Source organism: Streptomyces sp. NPDC041129, from assembly GCF_055592265.1.
In genome coordinates this window covers 213,120-235,502 of the sequence record NZ_JBVIYV010000010.1, presented here as the reverse complement: position 1 = coordinate 235,502, position 22,383 = coordinate 213,120, and the positions used below count along the sequence as shown (strand labels likewise).

The window sequence follows — 22,383 nt, the reverse complement described above, 5'->3', positions numbered from 1 at the left end:
CTCTCCTTCCAGGTCCTCAGCGCCGCTCGGTGAGCTCCGCGAAGAACCGTTCCACGGCCGGCCAGACCCGGCCGCCACCGGACAGGCCCCGCCACTCGCGGCGGACCAGGGCGACCATCCGGAAACAGTCGTCGACCGGCACGATCCAGTGTTGCTCGGAACCGCGCGCCGTGTTCACCAACAGCGCCTCCACATCGGGTTCCATCCCGGCGAGCGGCGCACAGGTGCCGGCCAGCCGCTGCCAGGCGGCCGCGTCCACCTCCCACCGCATGGCCCCGGCCGGGCTCGGGCCCTGCGCGGTGACCGTGCCGTCGGAGCGCGGCACGAAGAACACCAGGCCCACCGGCACGCCCAGCACCGCCGTGTCGACCGGCGGAAGCCGCAGCCTGCGCCGCGGCACCAGGCGGTAGCGGCCCTCGCCCGCCCCGTCCCCGGCGAACAGCACCGAGCACGGACCGCACACACACCGCACGTCCGCGTCCGCGGTGTCGTACAGATGCGGGTGTGCCTCGGCCACCGGAGCGGCGCACAGCTCGCACACCTCGGCCTCGGCTGCCGCCCGGCCCCCGGCCGAGCGGATGACACGGGCCAGCGCTCCCTCGGCGGTCACCGGGCCTCCTGTGCCGCGGCCCGGCGCCTGATCGAGTCCAGCGGTACGAACGCGGGCGCGGCCCGCCGCTCCTCGGCGACCGGTTCCACCGCCGTCAGCTCCGGGGCGGCGGCCAGCACCGCCGCCCGGACCACCTCGGTGACGTCGGCGGAACCGCCGCCGCACCCGGAACCGCATCCGCCGCCGCCGCTCACCCGCACCCGGGCCACCTGGCCCTCGATGCCGGCCCACTCGAGGTCACCGCCGCGCTCGCGTACCGCCGGGCGCAGCTTCTCGACCGCGCGGGCGGCCCGGCGCGCGGCCGGCTCGGGGTGGACGGAGTGCAGCACCAGCAGGTGTCCCAGCAGCTCGTCCTCGGCCAGCCGTTCGCTCAGCCGCTCGTCCGCCACGTCCACGACCCGGGCCAGCGCCTCGCCGTACACCTCGGTCAGCAGCCGCACCGACTCCAGCGCCTCGCGGGCGGCCGGACCGGGCGCGGACTCCAGTCCCGCCAGCACCTCGTCGAGCCGGGCGAGCCGCGCCTCCACGGCCGGGTCCGGGAGCCGGACGGCGGCCTCAGCCATGGTTGGCCCCGTACGTCGGGGAGTGCACGGTGGTCAGGGTCTTGCCCTTGCCCATGTACATGTGGACACCGCACGGCAGACAGGGGTCGAAGCTGCGCACGGTGCGCATGATGTCGACGCCCTTGAAGTCGTCCGGCCCGTTCTCCTCGAAGATGGGCTGGCCCTGCACGGCGTCCTCGTACGGCCCGGGGGTGCCGTAGATGTCGCGCGGGCTGGCGTTCCACGGGGTGGGCGGGTAGGGGTGGTAGTTGGCGATCTTCTTGTCGCGGATCACCAGGTGGTGCGAGAGGACCCCGCGGACCGCCTCGTGGAAGCCGCAGCCGATCGCGTCGTCCGGCACCTCGAAGTTCTCGAAGACCTTGGTGTCGCCGCTGCGCAGCATGCCCATGGCCTCCTCCAGGAACTGCAGGGCCATGGCGGCGGCGTACGCCACGAAGTACGGCCGGGCGCGGTCCCGTTCGATGGTGTTGCTCCACTTCGGGATGTGCCACTCCAGCGTGGTCTCCGGCAGCGACTCGCCCTTGGGCAGCGAGATCCGCACGCTGTTGCCGGTGGCCTTGACGTAGGGCGTGTCGACCAGTCCGCTCAGCGCGGTCGTCCACAGGCGCGCCAGGGGTCCGCCGCCGGTGTCGAGGGCGAGGTGCTCGCCGCTCTCCCGGTGGTACCAGCGCGGGCTCATCACCCAGCTGTAGTTGCCGTCGAAGTCCCGCTTCTGCGGCACCGGGACCGTGGTCTGGTTCCACGGGTGGCGCATGTCGACGGGGTTGCCGAGCGGGTCGTGGGTGACGAACGGCTGCTCGTTGACCCAGTCCTCGTAGAAGGAGCTGCCCAGCATGATGCGCAGGCCCAGGTTGATGTCGACCAGGTTGTTGGTGACGAGCTTGCCGTCCACGACGATGCCGGGGGTGACGTACATCGCCTTGCCCCACCGGTCCATGTTCTCGTACCGGTAGTCGACGACGTCCGGGTTCTGCCAGGCGCCCCAGCAGCCGAGCATGATGCGGCGCTTGCCGACCTCCTCGTAGCCGGGCAGCGCCTCGTAGAAGAAGTCGAAGACGTCGTCGTTCATCGCCACCGCCTTCTTCACGAAGTCGATGACGTGCATCAGCCGGCTGAGGTAGTCGGTGAAGGTGTTCGGCTGCGGCATCGTGCCGACGCCGCCCGGGTAGAGCGTGGAGGGGTGCACATGGCGTCCCTCCATCAGGCAGAACATCTCCCGGGTGACCCGGCTGACCTTCAGCGCCTCCTTGTAGACCTCGCCCTCGAAGGGGTTGAAGGCCTTCATGATGTCGGCGATGGTCCGGTAGCCGTGGATGTCGCCGCGGGGCGCGTCGGTCCGCTCGGCACGGGCCAGGACGCCGGGGTTGGTGGCCTTGACCATCGCCTCGCAGAAGTCCACGAACACCAGGTTGTCCTGGAAGATCGTGTGGTCGAACATGTACTCGGCGGCCTCGCCGAGGTTGGTGATGTGCTCGGCCAGCTTCGGCGGCTTCACGCCGTACGCCATCTGCTGGGCGTAGTTGGAGCACGTGGTGTGGTTGTCGCCGCAGATACCGCAGATGCGGGAGGTGATGAAGCCTGCGTCACGCGGGTCCTTGCCCTTCATGAACACCGAGTAGCCGCGGAACAGCGACGAGGTGCTGTGACATTCCACGACTTCCTGGTTCGCGAAGTCGATCTTCGTGTAGATACCCAGGTTGCCGATGATCCGGGTGATCGGATCCCAGGACATGTCCACGATCTGGGCGGGTTTGCGCTGTGTCTGCCGGGACTCGGTGGTCGTCATCTGCGGTACTGCCCCTCGCTGTTCGGGATCGACGGTTCGGTGGTGGGTTGCGGGACGGACGCGGTCACGGGCGGTAGCGGGGGTCGTAACCGCTGGTCAGCTTCCGCTTGTTGTGGCGCCACCTGGGCTCGTGGTTCACCATGTCGTTGGTCAGGCCGCGCAGCCGGCGGATGATCGCCCCGTAGGGCTTGATGACCATGGACGACAGCGTGCCGCCGGGCGGCTCGTCCATGAACGGCATGAAGGCGTCGGGGAAGCCGGGCATCGTGCACCCGATGCAGATACCGCCGACGTTGGGGCAGCCGCCGATCCCCGCCATCCAGCCGCGCTTGGGCACGTTGCAGTTGACCACCGGCCCCCAGCAGCCCGTCTTCACCAGGCACTTGGGGGAGTTGTAGTCGAGCCCGAAATCGGCCTGCTCGTAGTAGGAACCCCGGTCGCAGCCCTCGTGCACGGTCTTGCCGAACAGCCACTGCGGACGCAGCATGTGGTCCAGCGGGGGCGGGGGAGCGGAACCGGCCGCGTGCTGGAGCACCCAGATCAGGGTCTCCATGAAGTTCTCCGGCTGGATGGGGCAGCCGGGCACGTTGACCACCGGCAGACCGGCCTGCGACTTGAACTCCCAGCCCAGGTAGTCCGCGAGGCCCATGCAGCCGGTCGGGTTGCCGGCCATGGCGTGGATGCCGCCGTAGGTCGCGCAGGTACCGGCGGCCACCACCGCCCAGGCCTTGGGCGCCAGTTGGTCGATCCACCAGTTGAGGGTCTGCGGTTCCCCGGTCTCCGGGTCGTTGCCGAACGACGTCCAGTAGCCGTCGCCGTCGATGATGTTCTGGTTCGGGATGGAGCCCTCGATCACCAGGATGAACGGGGCCAGTTCGCCGCGGGCCGCCGCCCGGTAGGGCGCCAGGAAGTCCTCGCCGCCCAGGCTGGGCGAGAGCACCTTGTTGACCAGGTTGACCTTGGGCAGGCCCGGGATGAGGCCAAGGACGACGTCCTCGATCGAGGGCTGGTCGGCGGCCGTCAGGGAGACGGTGTCGCCGTCACAGCTCATCCCCTCCGAGATCCAGAGGATGTGGATCTCGTCGATCCCCTCGCTCGCTCCGGCCCCGCCGGGCTCGCGGCTGACTTGGGTGGTACCGCTCTGGCTGCTCATGTCGTCGGCCTTTGCTGCAGTCGGTCGGGGAGTAGGCCGGCGGACTGCGCCGGCGTCTCGGAGGCGTCCGTCGCGCCGTCCATCGAGCCGTCCCTCCTCCGGCCTGACGGCCGGGCGTCGGAGCCGCGGGGACCGCGGCCGGGTGGGGCAACCGGGTCCACGGAGGCGAGTGGTTCGACCTCGTCGGGCCGGAAGTAGTGGAAACGGCCGTACCAGCCGTGGAGTTCGGCCGCGGGATCGTCGTCCACGGTCACCGCGAGATGCGTGCTGCCGTCCACGTCGTGGAAGACCGCCGCCACCCGCGCGGTCCGGCCGGCCAGGAACATGTCCTGGGCGTCGGCGCCCCGGCCGCGCGGCCGCAACCGCACCGGGCTGCCACCGCCGACGTCGACACCGTCGACCACGACCGTGTCGGTGGACGGGGACAGCCCGTCGTCGGCGCCCTCCTGCCACCAGGCGGGCCGGCCGGCGGAGGCGGGCCGCGCCGGAGTGAGCGAGCGGATGGCGCCGTGCAGCCGGGCGAGGACTTCGGGGGGCATGCTGTCGACGCGGTCCAGGATCCGGGCGGCACGCGGGTCGGTGGCCCGGGCCTCGGCCTTCTCCTCGTCGGTCAGCAGCATCGTGCGCAGCGTCAGGATCTCGTCGATCTCCGCCGCGTCGTGCAGATCGCCCGGACTCTCCGGCGCCACCTGCGGACGGTCCGGGAGGATGATCGGGCAGGACAGCACGACCGGACCGGCGGGACCGGTGTCCTCGGGCGCGCCGCCCAGCACCGGGTACGTGAACTCGTTGACACAGCCGCGGGCCTGCTCCACCAGAGCGGCCGGTGGGTCGACGAGCGACACGAACTCCAGGTCCTCGCCGCCGATCAGCGTGTGCGCCGCGAGCAGCGCGTGCCGCATCGCCTCGCCGCGCACGGCCCGGACATCCGGTGCCCGCCCGGTGTTCTCGGTGCGCACGCGCAGCCGGTACACGTCCTCGGTGAGCCGCTCGGCCACCACCGTGGTGCGGGCCCGGATCTCCTCGCGCCGTCGCACCACCCGCCCGGCACCCCCGGGCAGCGGCGCGGTCTCCTCACCGGCCGGCGCCCCGGCCGCGGCACCGCACTCGCCCCGCAGCAGATCCGCCAGCGGCCACGCGAGATCGACCTCGTGCGGCACCGCCTCGTCGAAGGTGAGGTGGTCCCGCCCGTCGTCCGTCCGCAGCGACTCGACCGGAAGGTCCCGGCCGTCCGCGCCGGCCGCCCGCACCTGCTTGTGCTGCATCTGCAGGTACCTCACGCGCACCCGTACGACCGCACCGGGACGCCGCACGCGGACCAGGCACTCGGTGCGCTGGTACCAGGAGTCGGCGGAGCCGGAGATGCCCGGGACGACGGGGCCGTCGGCCTCCACCCAGTCGCGGGGCAGCAGCACCCCGAACTGCCACCGGACGCGGTTCTTGGCCGAGGAACGGCGGTACGGGTAGAGCAGGTAGCCCTCGTAGAGGACGGCGTCGGCGACACCGCTCACCCGCTCGAAGGCGTCGCCGGACCCGCCGTCCGGCGTGTCGCCACCCATCAGGGCGACACCCGCCTCGCCACCAACGCCGCCCGACTCCGGCATACCGCCTCCTTGTCACAGGTGCACCGGCCCATCTCTTCCACCACGGAAACACCCCTCACCGGACCTCGCCCCTCCGGCGGAGCCACGTTGGGCCGGTCAGGCGATGGCTGAATTCAGAGGATGCTTCGAAACTTTCGCAATTCCCTGACGACGAGTCGATCATGTCGGGTCGAGAGGTGAAGTCTTGCTTCGGTAGGCGTCTCGGATCTATCACCTGAGCTGTGAAGTTTTGTTCAACTCGCCCATGTGGCGGGTGCGAATGTTTCGAAACATCTACCGAAACTGTTGACAGGGCCTGCAGCCGATCCAACACTCTTCGACGTCGGCGGGAGACATGAGGAGGCTGCATTGACATGCACGCGACTTATCTGAACGGCCGCCGAGGCGATCGCCTCATGCCGCTCGTCAGGAGCGCCTGCGCCATGGTGCTGGTGGCCATGGCGGCGCTGCTCCTGCCCGGCACCGCACACGCGGACACCGTGATCACGTCCAGCCAGACCGGCACCAACAACGGGTACTACTACTCCTTCTGGACCGACGGCGGCGGCTCGGTCTCCATGAACCTGGGCTCGGGCGGTGCCTACAGCACCTCGTGGAGCGACAGCGGGAACTTCGTCGCGGGCAAGGGCTGGAGCACCGGGGCCCGCCGGAACGTGACCTACTCGGGCAGCTTCAACCCGTCGGGTAACGCCTATCTCGCCCTGTACGGATGGACCACCAACCCGCTCGTCGAGTACTACGTCGTCGACAACTGGGGCACGTACCGGCCCACGGGAACCTACAAGGGCACCGTCACCAGCGACGGCGGTACGTACGACATCTACGAGACCACCCGGGTCAACGCCCCCTCCATCGAGGGCACCAGGACCTTCAACCAGTACTGGAGCGTCCGGCAGTCCAAGCGGACCGGCGGAACCATCACCGCAGGCAACCACTTCGACGCCTGGGCGCGCAACGGTATGAACCTGGGCACCTTCAACTACCAGATCCTCGCCACCGAGGGCTACCAGAGCAGCGGCAGCTCCAGCATCACGGTGTCCGACCCCGGCTCCTCCGGCGGTGGTGGCACCGGTGGCGGCAGTGGCGGCTGCACGGCGACCCTGTCCGCGGGGCAGCAGTGGAGCGACCGCTACAACCTGAACGTGTCGGTGAGCGGGGCCGCCAACTGGACCGTCACGATGAAGGTGCCGTTGCCGGAGAAGGTCCTCTCCACCTGGAACGCCGGCACCAGCTATCCCGACGCGCAGACGCTGGTCGCGAAACCCAACGGCAACGGCAACAACTGGGGCGTGACCCTGCAGACCAACGGCACCTGGACCTGGCCCACGGTGACATGCAGTGCGAGCTGAAGTGGCGAGCGGACCAGCGGAGCCGAGAAGGAGCGAACCCCCATGCGAACCAGCCCGCGCCTGCCCTTACGGGCCATCGTCACGACACTGGCCGTCGCCGTGACGGCCGTGGCGAGCACCGTCACCGCCGCCGGCGCCACCACCCCGCGCGCCGCCGGCTGCGCCGGATACGTCGGGCTCACCTTCGACGACGGCCCCTCCAGCGCCCACACCCCCGCCCTGCTGGGCGCCCTGCGGCAGAACGGGCTCAGGGCCACCATGTTCAACGAGGGCCAGTACGCCGCCGCCTACCCGGCGCAGGTGCGGGCCGAGGCCGACGCCGGCATGTGGATCGGCAACCACAGCTACACCCATCCGCACCTGACCCAGCTCAGCCAGGCGCAGATGGACTCGGAGGTCTCCCGCACCCAGCAGGCGATCGCGGGCGCCGGTGGTGGCACTCCGCGGCTGTTCCGCCCGCCGTACGGTGAGACCAACGGCACGATGCAGGCGGTGGAGGCCAAGTACGGCCTGCGGCAGGTCATCTGGGACGTCGATTCGCAGGACTGGAACGGCGCGAGCACCGACGCGATCGTCCAGGCGGTCTCACGGCTGGCCAATGGCCAGGTCATCCTGATGCACGAGTGGCCGGCCAACACGCTCGCCGCCATCCCGCGCATCGCCCAGGTGCTGGCCTCCCGCGGTCTGTGCGCGGGGATGATCTCCCCGCAGACCGGCCGCGCGGTCGCGCCCGGCAGCGCCGTCGTCGGCGGACGCTGAGTACACCGGCCACGATCGCCGCACCACCGGGGGCGCCCTGGTCTCCGGTGGGCGATCGTGGCCCACTCGCGGGCCCGGGCCGGCCGGCCTCGGCCGACGGTCAGCCGTCCCGCTGACGATCCCGCTCCCGCCGGTCACGACGCGTCCGGCGGACCTCCGCCAGCAGCGGCAGCAGCGAGAGCGCGACGATGACGGCGACCAGGGGCAGCAGGTAGTTGTCGACGTGGGAGACCGACGAACCCAGGAGGTATCCGGCGAGCACCAGGCTCTGGGACCAGAGCAGCCCGCCGACCGCCTGCCAGAACGTGAACGCCCGCACCGGCACCCCCAGCGCGCCGGCCGCCGGATGCAGCACGGTGCGCAGCATCGGGACGAAGCGGCCGATCACCAGCGCCTTGCCGTACCCGTACCGGGCCAGGAGCCGCTCCGCCCGCGCCGTGCCCTCCTTCACCCGCCGGCTCGACGAACGCTCCAGCAGCGGCCGCCCGCCGTGCCGCCCGAGCAGATAGCCCACCTGGCCGCCCACCACGGAACCCACGGCCGCGCACAGCATCACCTGCCACAGCTCCAGCCGCGGCGCCTGCCCGCCGCCCGCCGCGCACAGCACCCCGGCGGGGAACAGCAGCGTGTCACCGGGCAGGAAGAACCCCACGACGAGCAGACCCGACTCGGCGAAGATCACCGCCAGGACCCCCAGCGCCCCGAAAGCAGCGAGCAGCGAGGCACTGTCCGTCGGATTGACGGCGATCACCACGCTCGCCTCCCTGCACCCGCTCGCCGGCCGCTTCCCCCCAGTGTCCCGTGCCCGGAGTCGTACGCCGGTACGACAACCCGCCCGGCCAGACCCTCCGCCGCCCGCAACCGAACACCTTTGTCCTGAGAGAGGAAAAAGAGTGCGGTAATCCCTGCACGACTTCTTCCCAGGTTCGGCAGCCGCTGCTACGTTCCCTGTGAAAGCCAGCCACTGGCGGCCGAATACTGGCGGGGAGGGGCACGTGAGACGCATGACGGCACGACCGGCGAACACGCACCAGGCCCGCCTGCTGAAGCTGCTGCGTGACGGCGGCCCCAACTCCCGCGCCCAGCTCGGCGACCAGGTCGACCTGTCCCGGTCCAAGCTGGCGGTGGAGGTGGACCGGCTGCTGGAGACCGGCCTGGTGGTGGCCGACGGACTCGCCGCCTCGCGCGGTGGCCGCCGCTCCCACAACGTCCGGCTCAACCCGGGCCTCAGGTTCCTCGGCGTCGACATCGGCGCGACCTCGGTCGACGTCGCCGTCACCAACGCCGAGCTGGAGATCCTCGGACATCTCAACCAGCCGATGGACGTCCGGGAGGGCCCCGTCGCAGTCTTCGAGCAAGTCCTGGACATGGCCGGGAAGTTGAAGGCCACCGGGCTCGCCGAGGGTTTCGACGGTGCCGGCATCGGCGTCCCCGGGCCGGTCCGGTTCCCCGAGGGCGTCCCGGTCGCCCCGCCGATCATGCCGGGCTGGGACGGCTTCCCGGTGCGGGAGGCGCTCAGCCAGGAGCTCGGCTGCCCGGTCATGGTCGACAACGACGTGAACCTCATGGCCATGGGCGAGCAGCACGCCGGGGTCGCCCGCACCGTCGCGGACTTCCTCTGCGTCAAGATCGGCACCGGCATCGGCTGCGGCATCGTCGTCGGGGGTCATGTGCACCGCGGTACCACCGGCAGTGCGGGCGACATCGGCCACATCCAGGCCGTGCCCGACGGCCGTCCCTGCGCCTGCGGCAACCGGGGCTGCCTGGAGGCCCACTTCAGCGGCGCCGCGCTGGCCCGGGACGCGACGCAGGCGGCCGGCCAGGGCCTGTCCGCCGAACTGGCGGCCCGGCTGGCGGCGAACGGCACCCTCTCCGCCGTCGACGTGGCCGCCGCTGCCGCGGCGGGCGACGCCACCGCGCTCGACCTGATCCGCGAGGGCGGCACCCACGTCGGCCAGGTCATCGCCGGCCTCGTCTCCTTCTTCAACCCCGGCCTGGTGGTGATCGGCGGCGGGGTGACCGGCCTCGGCCACACCCTGCTCGCCGCGATCCGCACCCAGGTCTACCGCCAGTCGCTGCCCCTGGCGACCGGCAACCTGCCCATCGTCCTGGGGGAACTGGGACCCACCGCCGGTGTGACCGGCGCGGCCCGGCTGATCAGCGACCACCTGTTCTCACCCGCGTAACGAGCGACCACCCACCCACCCGTCCGCCCCGCCCGCACCGCCCGCACTGACTCGTGTAGACAGCGCCACCGCCCCGCACCCCTGGGCCCATCCCGCACGCTCCACCCCCGGCACACCCCACCGCTTCACCGCCCGGCAGCCCCGGCGGCCGGCCCCGCACCGGGCCCGCTCCGTCCCGCCCTCTCCGCCCACACCCACACCGACAGCGCTCAGCCCTGCCCGAACGGCGTCTGCCCGGCACCACGCCCGGCAGCAGGCGCGGCACGCCCTGACACCGGCCCGCACGTCCGCCGAGGGGAATCCGATGGCACCAGAAGCACCGCTGCTCAGCATGACCGGCATCACCAAGTCGTTCCCCGGCGTCCGCGCCCTGGACGGCGTCGACCTCGACGTCCAGGCGGGAGAAGTGCACTGCCTCCTCGGCCAGAACGGCGCCGGGAAGTCCACCCTCATCAAGGTCCTGGCCGGCGCCCACCAGCCGGACGGCGGCACCATCCACTGGCGGGGCGAACCCGTCACCCTGCGCTCGCCGATCGCCGCCATGCGCCTCGGTATCGCCACCATCTACCAGGAACTCGACCTGGTGGAGCACATGTCGGTGGCCGAGAACGTCCACCTCGGCCACGAGCCCACGGCCGCCGGGTTCGTGGTACGGGGGAGGTCGGCCCGCACCTCGACGGGACTGCTGCTGAGGCGGCTCGGGCATCCCGAGATCGATCCGGGCCGCCTGGTCGGGGATCTGTCGGCGGCCCAGCAGCAGATCGTCTCCATGGCCCGGGCGCTCTCCCACGACGTGCGCCTCATCGTGATGGACGAACCGTCCGCCGCCCTCGACCCCGACGAGGTCGACAACCTCTTCCGGATCGTCGGGAACCTCACCGCCGAAGGCGTCGCCGTCGTCTACATCTCGCACCGGCTGGAGGAGATCCGGCGCATCGGTGACCGGGTGACCGTACTCAAGGACGGCCGGGCCGTCGCCCGGGGGCTGCCCGCCAGGACCACCCCGACCCGGGACGTCGTCGCCCTGATGACCGGACGGGACGTCGAGTACGTGTTCCCCGCCCGGCCCGCGGAGCCACCCGCCGGCGAACCCGTGCTGCGGATCCGCCGGCTGGCTCGGGACGGTGAGTTCGCCCCGTTCGACCTCGACGTACGGCCCGGGGAGATCGTCGGCCTGGCCGGGCTCGTGGGATCCGGGCGCTCCGAGATCCTGGAGACGGTCTACGGGGCGCGCAGACCCAGCGCGGGCCAAGTCCTGGTCGACGGCAAGCCGTTGCGGACCGGCAGCGTGCGCGCCGCCGTGCGGGCCGGACTCGGGCTCGCTCCCGAGGAACGCAAGGCGCAGGCCCTGCTGATGCTGGAGTCCGTCACCCGCAACGTGTCCGTCTCCACCCTCTCCCGCTTCTCCCGGGCCGGCTGGGTCGACCGGGCAGCCGAGCGGGGCGCCGCACACGCCGCCACCCGCGAGCTGTCGCTGCGGCCCGACAACCCCGACGTGCCCGTGCGCACCCTCTCCGGCGGCAACCAGCAGAAGGCGGTCCTCGCCCGCTGGCTGCTGCGCGGCTGTCGGGTGCTGCTGCTGGACGAACCCACCCGCGGCGTCGACGTGGGCGCCCGCGCCGAACTGTACGCCGTCGTACGCCGCTTGGCCGACGAAGGCCTCGCCGTGCTCCTCGTCTCCAGCGAGGTGCCCGAGGTCCTCGGCCTCGCCGACCGCGTCCTGGTGCTCCGCGAGGGCCGGGTCGTGCACACGGCACCCGCCCAGGAACTCGACGAACACCGAGTCCTCGACCTCGTCATGGAAGGAAGCCCGGCGTCATGACGCAGCCCGTCTCCCCGCCCCGGGACACCACCGGCAAGCCGCCGTCGGCAGGCCGGCTCCCCGTCTGGCGCGGCCTGCCGGCCCGCGCCGACGTGCGCACCCTGTCCCTGCTCGGTGTGCTGGCCGCCCTCGTCGTCATCGGAGGCGTCACCAGACCCGAGGAGTTCCTGGACACCCGCAACCTCCAACTCGTCCTCACCCAGGCCTCGGTGATCGGCGTGGTCACCGTCGGCATGACCTTCGTCATCACCGCCGGCGGCATCGACCTCTCCGTCGGCGCGATCGTCGCCCTGGCCTCCGTGTGGGCCACCACCGTCGCCACCCAGGAGTACGGCTTCACCGGCATCCTCTTCACCGCGCTGGTCGTCGGCATGGGCTGCGGACTGGTCAACGGGCTGCTGATCGCCTACGGCGGCATGGTCCCGTTCATCGCCACCCTGGCCATGCTCGCCTCGGCGCGCGGTCTCGCCCTGCAGATCACCGACGGCCGCACCCAGATCGTCACCGTCGACGGCGTCCTGGGCCTCGGCGAGCGCGACTCCTACGTCCTGGGCGTCCCGCCGCTCGTGCTGGTCTTCGCGCTGGTGACGCTCGCCGGATGGCTGCTGCTGAACCGCACCACCTTCGGCCGCCGCACCGTCGCCGTCGGCGGCAACGCCGAGGCCGCCCGGCTCGCCGGCATCGACGTCCGCCGCCAGCGGCTCTACCTGTACCTGCTGTCCGGGCTGTGCTGCGGCATCGCCGCCTTCCTGCTGATCGTGCTCTCCGGCTCCGGCCAGAACACCAACGGCAACCTCTACGAACTCGACGCCATCGCCGCCGCGATCATCGGCGGCACCCTGCTCAGCGGCGGCCGCGGCACCATCACCGGCTCCGTGCTCGGCGTCCTGATCTTCACCACGATCACCAACATCTTCGCCCTGAACAACCTCCAGAGCGACGTCCAGCAGATCGCGAAGGGCGCGATCATCGTCGCCGCCGTCCTGGTCCAGCGCCGCACCGCGAGAACGAGCTGAGGAAGGGTCCACCGCCATGCCAGAGCACACCAGCCCCACCACGAACGGCCGCACCAGCCGCAGAGGACTCCTCTTCGGGACCGCGGCGGTCTCCGCCGGCGCCTTCCTCACGGCCTGCACCAGCAACGACACCAAGGACGAGTCCCCCGCCGCCGACACCCGCCCGGCCGCCGACGACAAGCCCGGCAAGCACGTCACCATCGGCTTCGCCGGCCCCCAGGCCGACCACGGCTGGCTCAACGCCATCAACGACAACGCCAAGAGCCGGGCGAAGAAGTACTCCGACGTCACCCTGGAGATCACCGAGGGCTCCAACGACACCGCGCAGCAGATCGGCCAGATCGAGACCCTCATCAACAAGAAGGTCGACGTCCTGGTCGTGCTGCCCGCCGACGGCAAGGCCCTCACCCAGGTCGGCCTGAAGGCGATGCGCGCCGGCATCCCCGTCGTCAATCTCGACCGCATCTTCAACTCCGCCCAGGCGTACCGCTGCTGGATCGGCGGCGACAACTACGGCATGGGCCTGAGCGCCGGGCACTACATCGGCGAGAAACTCAAGGACAAGCCGAACGCCCGGGTGATCGAGCTGGCCGGCCTGGACAACCTGGAGCTGACCAAGCAGCGCACCCAGGGGTTCGACGACGCCCTGAAGAACTACCCCGACATCAAGAAGGTGGCCCGGCAGGCGGCCGACTTCACCGTCGAGTCCGGACAGGCCAAGATGGCCCAGCTGCTGCAGGCCCAGCCGAAGTTCGACGCGCTGTGGAACCACGACGACGACCAGGGCGTGGGCGCGCTGCGCGCCATCGAGCAGGCCGGCCGGGACGACTTCCTGATGGTCGGCGGGGCCGGCGCGCTCTCCGCCTTCCAGGCCATCAAGCAGGACAACGGCGTACTGAAGGCCACCGTCCTCTACCCGCCGACCATGGCCGCCTCCGCGATCGACCTCGCCCGCGCCCTCGGCCAGGGCAAGGGCGTCGGCGGCCTCGCCGAGTACGAGATCCCCGCGTCGATCACGCTCTACTCGGCCGTCGTGGACAAGGACAACGTCGACCAGTACATGCCCACCGGCTTCCGGTGAGCCCGGGGCCTCCCGGACCTCGACCGCACCCCCCACCGCGCCACGACGAAGAGGAGGACGAGCGCATGGAACAGCCGCAGCAGTCGACGGATCCGGCGGCCCCGGCCGGGGACCCGCCGGAGGGCAAACCCCCGCTGCGCGTCGGCATGGTCGGCTACGCCTTCATGGGCGCCGCCCACTCCCAGGGCTGGCGCACCGCGGGCCGGGTCTTCGACCTGCCCCTGCGGCCCGTCCAGGCCGTGATCTGCGGCCGCGACGGGGCCGCGGCCCGCGCGGCGGCCGGCCGGCACGGCTGGGCGGCGGTGGAGACCGACTGGCGCGCCCTGATCGCCCGGGACGACATCGACCTGGTCGACATCTGCACTCCCGGCGACAGCCACGCCGAGATCGCGCTGGCCGCGCTCGCCGCCGGCAAGCACGTGCTGTGCGAGAAACCCCTCGCCAACACCGTGGCGGAGGCCGAGACCATGACGGCCGCCGCCGAGGAGGCCCAGGCCCGGGGCCGGGTGGCGATGGTCGGCTTCAACTACCGCCGGGTGCCGGCCACCGCGCTCGCCCGGCGCATGGTCGCCGACGGCAGGATCGGCGCCCTGCGCCATGTGCGGGTGACCTATCTCCAGGACTGGCTGGTGGACCCACGGTTCCCGCTGACCTGGCGGCTGCGCAGGGAGCTGGCCGGCTCCGGCTCGCTCGGCGACCTCGGCGCGCACATCGTGGACCTCGCCCAGTACCTCGCGGGCGAGCGGCTCGCCGGGGTGTCCGCCCTGACCGAGACGTTCGTACGGGAGCGGCCGCTGCCCGGCGGCGCGGGCAGCGGTCTGACGGCGATGCCGGCGGCCGGCACCGGCACAGTCACCGTCGACGACGCCGCCCTGTTCACCGGCCGGTTCACCTCCGGCGCCCTGGCCTCCTTCGAGGCCACCCGCTACGCCACCGGCCGGAAGAACGCCCTGCGCATCGAACTCAACGGTGAGCGCGGCTCGTTGTCCTTCGACCTGGAACGCCTCAACGAGCTGTGGTTTCACGACGCCACCGAACCGGGCACCGAGGCCGGCTTCCGCCGCATCCTCGTCACCGAACCCGAACACCCCTACCTGGAGGCCTGGTGGCCGCCGGGCCACGGACTCGGGTACGACCACACCTTCGTCCACCAGGTCCGCGACCTCGTCCACGCCATCGCCGAGGGCCGCCGGCCCGAGCCCTCCTTCGCCGACGGACTGCAGGTGCAGCGCGTGCTGGCCGCGGTCGAGGAGAGCGCCGAGAAGAACTCCGTCTACACGTCCGTCGCGGACTGAGGAGGCCCGCCCATGCCACGCCCGTTCACCCTGTTCACCGGCCAGTGGGCCGACCTGCCACTGGAGGAGGTCTGCCGGCTCGCCCGCGACTTCGGCTACGACGGCCTCGAACTAGCCTGCTGGGGAGACCACTTCGAGGTGGACAAGGCCCTGTCCGACCCCGCCTACCTCGCCTCCCGCCACCAGCTCCTCGACAAGTACGGCCTGAAGTGCTGGGCCGTCTCCAACCACCTCGTCGGCCAGGCCGTGTGCGACGCCATCATCGACGAACGCCACCGGGCCATCCTGCCCGCCGGGGTGTGGGGCGACGGCGACCCCGAGGGGGTGCGGCGGCGGGCGGCCGACCGGATGAGGGACACCGCGCGTGCCGCGGCCGCCTTCGGAGTCGACACTGTCGTCGGCTTCACCGGCTCCGCGATCTGGCACCTCGTCGCGATGTTCCCGCCCGCCCCCGAGGCGATGATCGAACGGGGCTACGAGGACTTCGCGATGCGCTGGAACCCGATCCTCGACGTCTTCGATGCCGAGGGGGTGCGGTTCGCCCACGAGGTCCACCCGAGCGAGATCGCCTACGACTACTGGACCACCCATCGCGCGCTGGAGGCGATCGGCCACCGCCCCGCCTTCGGACTGAACTTCGACCCCTCCCACTTCGTCTGGCAGGACCTCGACCCGGTCGGCTTCCTGTGGGACTTCCGCGACCGCATCTACCACGTGGACTGCAAGGAGGCCCGCAAGCGGCTCGACGGCCGCAACGGCCGGCTCGGCTCCCACCTGCCCTGGGGCGACCCGCGCCGCGGCTGGGACTTCGTGTCCGCCGGGCACGGCGACGTGCCCTGGGAGGACGTCTTCCGGATGCTGCGCTCCATCGACTACCGGGGTCCCGTCTCCGTCGAGTGGGAGGACGCCGGCATGGACCGGCTGCAGGGCGCCCCCGAGGCCCTGGCCCGCCTCAGGGCCCATGACTTCGAGCCGCCGTCGGCCTCCTTCGACGCGGCCTTCTCCAACTGATCGGCGATCGCTGATCAGTTCGCAACCCCGGGATGACGGCGCATCCCGGCGCTCGCACCCGCCCGTACAACCAGCCCCTTCTGGAGGCATTTCGTGCACGGGAACGATCGCACCAACCGCACCGCAACCCACAGATCACGTCTGCGCAAGGCGGTCGCGCTGCTGAGCGGCGCCCTGCTCGCCGGCGCCACCCTGACCCTGACCACCCCCCAGGCCGGCGCAGCCGTCGCCGGCCAGGACACGGCCGCGGCGGCCGAGGACTTCCAGCAGGTCACCCTCGCCAAGGGCGAGGCCGAGGTCGGCGAGCCGATGTCGCTCGCCGTCCTCCCCGACCGTTCGGTCCTGCACACCTCCCGGGACGGCGAACTCCGCCTCACCGACGCGGCCGGCAACACCAAGCTCGCCGGGAAGCTGGACGTGTACTCGCACGACGAGGAGGGCCTCCAAGGCGTCGGCGTGGACCCGGACTTCGCCGACAACCGCTTCATCTACCTCTACTACGCGCCCCCGCTGGACACCCCGGCCGGCGACGCCCCCGAGACCGGAACGGCCGCCGACTTCGCGCCCTTCGACGGCGTCAACCGTCTCTCCCGCTTCGTGCTGAAGAGCGACGGCACCCTCGACACGGCCAGCGAGAAGGAGATCCTCGACGTCAAGACCACCCGTGGCCTGTGCTGCCACGTCGGTGGTGACATCGACTTCGACGCGGCCGGCAACCTGTACCTGTCGACCGGTGACGACTCCAACCCCTTCCAGTCCGACGGCTACGCCCCGATCGACGAGCGGGCGGACCGCAACCCCGGCTTCGACGCCCAGCGCACCTCCGGCAACACCAACGACCTGCGCGGCAAGATCCTGCGCATCAAGGTCAACGCCGACGGCTCCTACTCCATCCCCGACGGCAACCTCTTCGCGCCCGGCACGGAGAAGACGCGGCCCGAGATCTACGCGATGGGCTTCCGCAACCCGTTCCGGTTCAGCGTCGACAGGAAGACCGGCATCCTCTACGTCGGCGACTACGGCCCCGACGCCGGTTCCGCCGATCCCGCCCGCGGGCCCGCCGGACAGGTGGAGTTCGCCCGGGTCACCGGCCCCGGCAACTTCGGCTGGCCGTACTGCACCGGCGCCAACGACGCCTACGTCGACTACGACTTCGCGACGAAGACCTCCGGCGCCTCCTTCGACTGCTCGGCGCCGAAGAACACCTCGCCGCACAACACCGGCCTCACCGAACTGCCCCCGGCCCAGCCCGCCTGGATCCCGTACAACGGCCCGTCCGTACCGGAGTTCGGCGACGGCTCCGAGTCCCCGATGGGCGGCCCCGTCTACCACTACGACCCCGCCCTCGACTCGCCCGTGAAGTTCCCCGAGGCCTACGACGGGGACTTCTTCGCCGGTGAGTTCGGCCGACGCTGGATCAAGCGTGTCACCAGCGACGCCGACGGCAAGGTCCAGTCGATCAACGACATTCCCTGGAGCGGCACCCAGGTGATGGACATGGCCTTCGGGCCCGACGGCGCCCTCTACGTGCTGGACTACGGCACCTCCTGGTTCGGCGGCGACGACAACTCGGGCCTGTTCCGCATCGAGAACGCCACCGACGGGCACTCCCCGGTGGCCCAGGCCGCGGCCGACCGGACCTCGGGACAGGCGCCGCTCAAGGTGGCCTTCTCCTCGGCCGGCACCAGCGACCAGGACGGCGACGCGCTCACCTACAGCTGGGACTTCGGCGACGGGGCGACCTCGACAGCGGCCGGCCCCACGCACAAGTACAAGAAGAACGGCACCTACACGGCCACACTGACCGCCAAGGACGCCACCGGCCGCACCGGCAGCGCGAGCGTCCAGGTGGTCGTCGGCAACACCGCGCCCAAGGTCACCCTGGAACTCCCGCAGGACGGACAGCTGTTCAGCTTCGGTGACGCCGTGCCGTTCAAGGTGAGGGTCACCGACCCCGAGGACGGCAGGGCGATCGACTGCTCCAAGGTCACCGTCAACTTCATCCTCGGCCACGACACTCACGGCCACCCGCTGACCTCCGCACAGGGCTGCTCCGGCACCATCCAGACCAGCGCCGACGGCGGACACGACGAGGACGCGAACATCTTCGGCGTCCTCGACGCCCAGTACACCGACGGCGGAGGCGGCGGCCAGGACGCGCTCACCACGCACGCCCGCAGCGTCCTCCAGCCCCGGCACCGCCAGGCCGAGCACTTCGGCGACAGCTCCGGCGTGTCGGTCGTCGCACACGACACCGCGCACGGCGGCAAGGCCGTCGGGGACATCGGCAACGGTGACTGGATCGCCTTCACACCGTACGTCCTGAGCGACGCCACGAAGATCACCGCGCGCATCGCGTCCGCCGGTGCCGGCGGCACCCTCGAGGTCCGCGCCGGATCGGCCACCGGCACCCTGCTCGGCAAGGCCACCGTCCCCGTGACCGGGGGCTGGGACGCCTACCAGGACGTCACCGCCGCCCTGTCCCGCGCACCCCGCGGCAGCACCACGCTCTACCTCGTCTTCAAGGGCGGCGACGGCGCGCTGTTCGACGTCGACGACTTCACCTTCACCACCGGCTGAGAGGAGGACCCACCATGCGACCAACAGGCAGGATCACCACCACGGCGCTCGGCGCCGCCCTGCTCCTCGGCTGCGTGACCGCACCCGCCGTGTCGGACCCGGCCCACACCAAGCGTGTCCTGGTCTTCTCCAAGACCGCCGGCTTCCGGCACGACTCGATCCCCGAGGGCATCACGGCCGTCAGGCAGCTCGGTGAGGCGAACGGCTTCACCGTCGACGCCACCGAGGACGCCGGCGCCTTCACCGGCGAGAACCTGAGCCGCTACGACGCCGTGGTGTTCATGTCGACCACCGGTGACGTGCTCGACACCGCCCAGCAGGCAGCGTTCGAGGGGTACATCCGCCACGGCGGAGGCTACGTCGGCGTCCACGCCGCCGCCGACACCGAGTACGACTGGGCGTTCTACGGCGGGCTCGCGGGCGCCTGGTTCCAGAACCACCCGGCGATCCAGCCCGCCGCGGTCAACGTCGAGGACCGCGCCAACCCGGCCACGGCGCACCTCGGGCGGACCTGGGAGCGCACCGACGAGTGGTACAACTACCGCTCCAACCCCCGCGAGCGAGCGCACGTCCTCGCCTCGCTCGACGAGGCCTCGTACTCCGGCGGGGCCATGGCCGGGGACCACCCCATCGCCTGGTGCCAGGAGTACCAGGGCGGCCGCGCCTTCTACACCGGGGGCGGCCACACGAAGGAGTCGTACACCGAACCGGCCTTCCGCGCCCACCTGCTGGGCGGCCTGCGGTACGCGATCGGTGACGTGCGGGCGGACTGCCGCCCGGAGAACGGATACAGCCGGCTGTTCGACGGGACCTCCGCCTCCCTGGACGGCTGGCAGCAGGCCGGCCCCGGCTCCTTCGCCCTCTCCGCCGACGGCACGCTCACCTCGTCCGGTGGGATGGGCCTGCTCTGGTACGCGGACAGGAGCTTCGGTTCCTACTCGCTGAAGCTCGACTGGAAGGTGGCCGGCGACGACAACTCCGGTGTGTTCGTGGGCTTCCCGCCCTCGGACGACCCGTGGTCGGCCGTGAACAACGGTTACGAGATCCAGATCGACGCCACCGACGTGCCCGAGAAGACCACCGGGTCCGTCTACGGCTTCCGGTCCGCCGACCTGAAGAAACGCGACCGCGCGCTGAACCCGCCGGGGGAGTGGAACACGTATGAGATCCGGGTCCAGGGCGAGCGCCTGCGGATCTGGCTCAACGGCGTGAAGATCAACGATTTCACCAACACGGACCCGGCCCGGAGCCTCACCGACGGACACATCGGCCTGCAGAACCACGGGGCCGGCGACCAGGTGTCCTTCCGTGACGTCCGGATCAAGGAACTGCCCGGCAAGGGCCACTGAACGGCGGCGGGCGGGAGACGCCGGACTCCCGCCCGCCGTCACCTTCCCTTCCCCCTCGGGGAGTTCATGCCCTGGACAAGGAGGCTGCTCATGTCCGCGTCCCTCTCCCGTCTCCCTCGAACCGGCGTCTGGCTCGTCGGAGCCCGTGGCTCGGTCGCCACCACCGTCGTCGCCGGCTGCGCCGCCGTCACCGCCGGCCTGCGCCCGCCCACCGGCCTGGTCACCGAGACGCCCGCTTTCGCCGGCAGCGGCCTGCCCGCATTGTCGTCCCTGGTCTTCGGCGGCCACGACACCACGGACTGCCCGCTGCCCAAACGCGCCGAGGAACTGGCCGCGGGCGGCGTCCTGCCGCCCGGACTGCCGGCCGCCGTCGAGGCCGAACTCAGCCGGGCCGAAGGGGAGATCAGGCCCGGTGGCCCGCTGCCCGGCGACACCCGGGACGAGGACGGGCTGATCGCCGCGTTCGCCGCCGACATCCAGGACTTCGTACGGCGCCACGGGCTGGCCCGCGCGGTCGTCGTCAACGTCGCCTCCACGGAACCGGCCCCGGCCGGACCGGACCTGCCGCCCAGCTCCCTGTACGCGGCGGCGGCCCTGCGCGCCGGCTGCCCGTACGTCAACTTCACCCCGTCGGCCGGCCTGCACCACCCGTCCCTCACCGCGCTCGCCGCGTCGAGCCCGGTGCCGTACGCGGGCCGTGACGGCAAGACCGGCCAGACCCTGCTGCGCTCCGTCCTCGGCCCCATGTTCGCCCAGCGGGCGCTGGACGTCCGGGCCTGGTCCGGCACCAACCTGCTCGGCGGCGGCGACGGCGCCTCGCTGGCCGCCCCGGCGGCCGCCGCTGCCAAGAACGCGGGCAAGGAACGCGTCCTCACCGACACCCTGGGCGGCACCCCCGAGGGCGAGGTCCACATCGACGACGTGCCGGCACTCGGCGACTGGAAGACCGCCTGGGACCACATCGCCTTCGACGGCTTCCTCGGCACCCGCATGATCCTGCAGACGATCTGGCAGGGCTGCGACTCGGCCCTCGCAGCCCCCCTCGTCCTCGATCTCGCCCGCCTCACGGCCCGTGCCCACGAGCGCGGCCTGACCGGCCCTCTCACCGACCTGGCCTTCTTCTTCAAGGACCCGGTCGGCGACGCCCCGGCGGCACTGTCGCAGCAGTACGCGGAACTGGTTCGGTTCGCCTCGCGACTGGGGGAGGGGGAATGATCCGGTTGCGGAGATCGGCCGCGGCACCAGGGTCGCCGGTGCCGGCCGCCACCCGCACCGGCGCGGCCCGCCCGGTCGCAGTGCCGGGGGATCGCGCCGGCTCCCCTTCCGCCTCCGCCACCTCACCCCCCTCCGCCCGGCTGAAGGCCTGGGCCGAACTGCTGCGGCTGCCCGCGCTGTTCACCGTTCCTGGGGACGCGCTCGCCGGAGTCGCCGCCGCCGGTGCCGGGCGGCCCGGCCGGCGGGCGCTGCTCGCCGTCGGCTGCTCGCTGTGCCTGTACGAGGCCGGGATGGCGCTCAACGACTGGGCGGACCGGGCGGAGGACGCCGTCGACCGCCCGCACCGGCCCCTTCCGTCGGGCCGGGTCCGCCCCGCCGCCGCCCTCACCGCGGCCTGCGCGCTCACGGCCGCCGGTCTCGCGCTGGCCGCCCGCGCGGGCCGCCCCGCGCTGACGGTCGCCGTACCGCTCGCCGCCACCGTCTGGTCGTACGACCTCGGCCTGAAGCGCACGCCCGCCGGCCCGGGCGCGATGGCCGCCGCCCGCGGCCTCGACCTGCTGCTCGGGGCCGCGGCCACCAGCGGCCGCGTCCGCCCGGCACTGGCCCCGGCCGCGCTGCTCGGCACCCACACCCTCGCCGTCACCGCCCTCTCTCGCCAGGAGACCCGCACCGGCTCCCCGCTCATCCCGCTCGCGGCCCTGACCGCGACGGTGCTGCTGGCCCGGGCATTGCCACCGCGCCCGCCGGGCCTCCTCGGCACCGCCCTCGCCGCCGGGTACGCCGCGACCGCCGCCCGCCCCTACCTGCACGCCGCGCTCAACCCCTCGCCGCCGCTCACCCAGCGCGCCGTGGGCGCGGGGATCCGCGCCACCATCCCGCTGCAGGCCGCCCTGGCAGCCCGCACCGGGGCCACCGCGACCGCCCTCGCCACGGCGGCCCTCGGCCCACCGGCCCGCCATTTCGCGAGGCGGGTGAGCCTCACATGACGCCCGGGCGACCGCGCC

17 protein-coding genes and 1 pseudogene are annotated in these 22,383 nt (G+C 71.9%); 12 read left to right on the top strand and 6 right to left on the bottom strand.

What is annotated here, in order from left to right:
• Window positions 1-16: 16 nt before the first annotated feature.
• From ACZ6B1_RS28380 to ACZ6B1_RS28360, 5 genes are all read right to left on the bottom strand, one after another.
• A complete protein-coding gene (locus ACZ6B1_RS28380; protein WP_468782948.1) occupies window positions 17-610 on the bottom strand; it encodes a DUF5947 family protein in 594 nt (197 codons plus the stop codon).
• Entirely contained in the window at window positions 607-1,173 is a 567-nt protein-coding gene (locus tag ACZ6B1_RS28375; RefSeq protein ID WP_468782946.1) for a NifU family protein, read from the bottom strand. The genes ACZ6B1_RS28380 and ACZ6B1_RS28375 overlap by 4 nt, the downstream gene beginning before the upstream one ends.
• Complete coding sequence (locus ACZ6B1_RS28370; protein WP_468782944.1) at window positions 1,166-2,959, bottom strand: nickel-dependent hydrogenase large subunit; 1,794 nt, start codon at window positions 2,957-2,959, stop codon at window positions 1,166-1,168. The genes ACZ6B1_RS28375 and ACZ6B1_RS28370 overlap by 8 nt, the downstream gene beginning before the upstream one ends.
• Window positions 2,960-3,023: 64 nt before the next feature.
• Entirely contained in the window at window positions 3,024-4,112 is a 1,089-nt protein-coding gene (locus ACZ6B1_RS28365; RefSeq protein ID WP_468782942.1) for an NADH-quinone oxidoreductase subunit B family protein, read from the bottom strand.
• Window positions 4,109-5,716: a hypothetical protein gene (locus tag ACZ6B1_RS28360; protein WP_468782940.1), complete on the bottom strand. Its 1,608-nt coding sequence runs from the start codon at window positions 5,714-5,716 to the stop codon at window positions 4,109-4,111. Before ACZ6B1_RS28360 ends, ACZ6B1_RS28365 begins: the two co-directional genes overlap by 4 nt.
• Before the next feature lie 353 nt (window positions 5,717-6,069).
• Here ACZ6B1_RS28360 and ACZ6B1_RS28355 point away from each other — a divergent pair, with 353 nt between their 5' ends.
• Both ACZ6B1_RS28355 and ACZ6B1_RS28350 read left to right on the top strand, forming a co-directional pair.
• Window positions 6,070-7,065 carry a glycoside hydrolase family 11 protein gene (locus ACZ6B1_RS28355; RefSeq protein WP_468782938.1) on the top strand — a complete coding sequence of 332 codons (996 nt, stop codon included), beginning with the start codon at window positions 6,070-6,072 and terminating at the stop codon, window positions 7,063-7,065.
• 42 nt (window positions 7,066-7,107) lie between these two features.
• Window positions 7,108-7,818 (top strand): annotated as a pseudogene (locus ACZ6B1_RS28350) (polysaccharide deacetylase family protein); the annotation flags it as partial.
• A gap of 106 nt (window positions 7,819-7,924) precedes the next feature.
• Here the strand turns inward: ACZ6B1_RS28350 and ACZ6B1_RS28345 are convergent.
• Window positions 7,925-8,575 (bottom strand): DedA family protein, encoded by a 651-nt coding sequence (locus ACZ6B1_RS28345; protein ID WP_468783109.1) that lies wholly within the window; start codon window positions 8,573-8,575, stop codon window positions 7,925-7,927.
• A 253-nt stretch (window positions 8,576-8,828) separates the two neighbouring features.
• On the opposite strand from ACZ6B1_RS28345, the gene ACZ6B1_RS28340 reads away from it, so the two are divergent.
• The 10 genes from ACZ6B1_RS28340 to ACZ6B1_RS28295 all read left to right on the top strand — a co-directional run bounded on the left by ACZ6B1_RS28340 (window position 8,829) and on the right by ACZ6B1_RS28295 (window position 22,365).
• Window positions 8,829-10,010 carry an ROK family transcriptional regulator gene (locus ACZ6B1_RS28340; protein ID WP_468782936.1) on the top strand — a complete coding sequence of 394 codons (1,182 nt, stop codon included), beginning with the start codon at window positions 8,829-8,831 and terminating at the stop codon, window positions 10,008-10,010.
• A gap of 304 nt (window positions 10,011-10,314) precedes the next feature.
• The gene (locus ACZ6B1_RS28335) at window positions 10,315-11,832 is read left to right on the top strand and encodes a sugar ABC transporter ATP-binding protein (RefSeq protein ID WP_468782934.1); all 1,518 of its coding nucleotides are present in this window, start codon (window positions 10,315-10,317) and stop codon (window positions 11,830-11,832) included.
• Window positions 11,829-12,848, top strand: a complete 1,020-nt coding sequence (locus ACZ6B1_RS28330) for an ABC transporter permease (RefSeq protein ID WP_468782932.1) — start codon at window positions 11,829-11,831, stop codon at window positions 12,846-12,848. Before ACZ6B1_RS28335 ends, ACZ6B1_RS28330 begins: the two co-directional genes overlap by 4 nt.
• Window positions 12,849-12,864: 16 nt before the next feature.
• Entirely contained in the window at window positions 12,865-13,929 is a 1,065-nt protein-coding gene (locus ACZ6B1_RS28325) for a substrate-binding domain-containing protein (RefSeq protein WP_468782930.1), read from the top strand.
• Between the two features lie 65 nt (window positions 13,930-13,994).
• Entirely contained in the window at window positions 13,995-15,224 is a 1,230-nt protein-coding gene (locus ACZ6B1_RS28320) for a Gfo/Idh/MocA family protein (RefSeq protein WP_468782928.1), read from the top strand.
• A gap of 12 nt (window positions 15,225-15,236) precedes the next feature.
• The gene (locus ACZ6B1_RS28315; RefSeq protein WP_468782926.1) at window positions 15,237-16,235 is read left to right on the top strand and encodes a sugar phosphate isomerase/epimerase family protein; all 999 of its coding nucleotides are present in this window, start codon (window positions 15,237-15,239) and stop codon (window positions 16,233-16,235) included.
• 93 nt (window positions 16,236-16,328) lie between these two features.
• On the top strand, window positions 16,329-18,815 hold the full coding sequence (locus ACZ6B1_RS28310) for a PQQ-dependent sugar dehydrogenase (RefSeq protein WP_468782924.1): 2,487 nt from the start codon (window positions 16,329-16,331) through the stop codon (window positions 18,813-18,815).
• Window positions 18,816-18,829: 14 nt separating this feature from the next.
• Window positions 18,830-20,164: a ThuA domain-containing protein gene (locus tag ACZ6B1_RS28305; protein ID WP_468782922.1), complete on the top strand. Its 1,335-nt coding sequence runs from the start codon at window positions 18,830-18,832 to the stop codon at window positions 20,162-20,164.
• 90 nt (window positions 20,165-20,254) lie between these two features.
• Window positions 20,255-21,379, top strand: a complete 1,125-nt coding sequence (locus tag ACZ6B1_RS28300) for an inositol-3-phosphate synthase (protein WP_468782920.1) — start codon at window positions 20,255-20,257, stop codon at window positions 21,377-21,379.
• Window positions 21,376-22,365, top strand: coding sequence for an SCO3242 family prenyltransferase (locus ACZ6B1_RS28295; protein WP_468782918.1), 990 nt, complete (start codon window positions 21,376-21,378; stop codon window positions 22,363-22,365). Before ACZ6B1_RS28300 ends, ACZ6B1_RS28295 begins: the two co-directional genes overlap by 4 nt.
• The last annotated feature ends 18 nt before the right edge of the window (window positions 22,366-22,383 follow it).

Coding starts and splice junctions, on each gene's coding strand:
- ACZ6B1_RS28375 (WP_468782946.1), bottom strand. CDS start 1,173: ATGGCTGAGGCCGCCGTCCGGCTCCCGGACCCGGCCGTGGAGGCGCGG.
- ACZ6B1_RS28370 (WP_468782944.1), bottom strand. CDS start 2,959: ATGACGACCACCGAGTCCCGGCAGACACAGCGCAAACCCGCCCAGATC.
- ACZ6B1_RS28365 (WP_468782942.1), bottom strand. CDS start 4,112: ATGAGCAGCCAGAGCGGTACCACCCAAGTCAGCCGCGAGCCCGGCGGG.
- ACZ6B1_RS28360 (WP_468782940.1), bottom strand. CDS start 5,716: ATGCCGGAGTCGGGCGGCGTTGGTGGCGAGGCGGGTGTCGCCCTGATG.
- ACZ6B1_RS28355 (WP_468782938.1), top strand. CDS start 6,070: ATGCACGCGACTTATCTGAACGGCCGCCGAGGCGATCGCCTCATGCCG.
- ACZ6B1_RS28340 (WP_468782936.1), top strand. CDS start 8,829: ATGACGGCACGACCGGCGAACACGCACCAGGCCCGCCTGCTGAAGCTG.
- ACZ6B1_RS28335 (WP_468782934.1), top strand. CDS start 10,315: ATGGCACCAGAAGCACCGCTGCTCAGCATGACCGGCATCACCAAGTCG.
- ACZ6B1_RS28330 (WP_468782932.1), top strand. CDS start 11,829: ATGACGCAGCCCGTCTCCCCGCCCCGGGACACCACCGGCAAGCCGCCG.
- ACZ6B1_RS28325 (WP_468782930.1), top strand. CDS start 12,865: ATGCCAGAGCACACCAGCCCCACCACGAACGGCCGCACCAGCCGCAGA.
- ACZ6B1_RS28320 (WP_468782928.1), top strand. CDS start 13,995: ATGGAACAGCCGCAGCAGTCGACGGATCCGGCGGCCCCGGCCGGGGAC.
- ACZ6B1_RS28315 (WP_468782926.1), top strand. CDS start 15,237: ATGCCACGCCCGTTCACCCTGTTCACCGGCCAGTGGGCCGACCTGCCA.
- ACZ6B1_RS28305 (WP_468782922.1), top strand. CDS start 18,830: ATGCGACCAACAGGCAGGATCACCACCACGGCGCTCGGCGCCGCCCTG.
- ACZ6B1_RS28300 (WP_468782920.1), top strand. CDS start 20,255: ATGTCCGCGTCCCTCTCCCGTCTCCCTCGAACCGGCGTCTGGCTCGTC.
- ACZ6B1_RS28295 (WP_468782918.1), top strand. CDS start 21,376: ATGATCCGGTTGCGGAGATCGGCCGCGGCACCAGGGTCGCCGGTGCCG.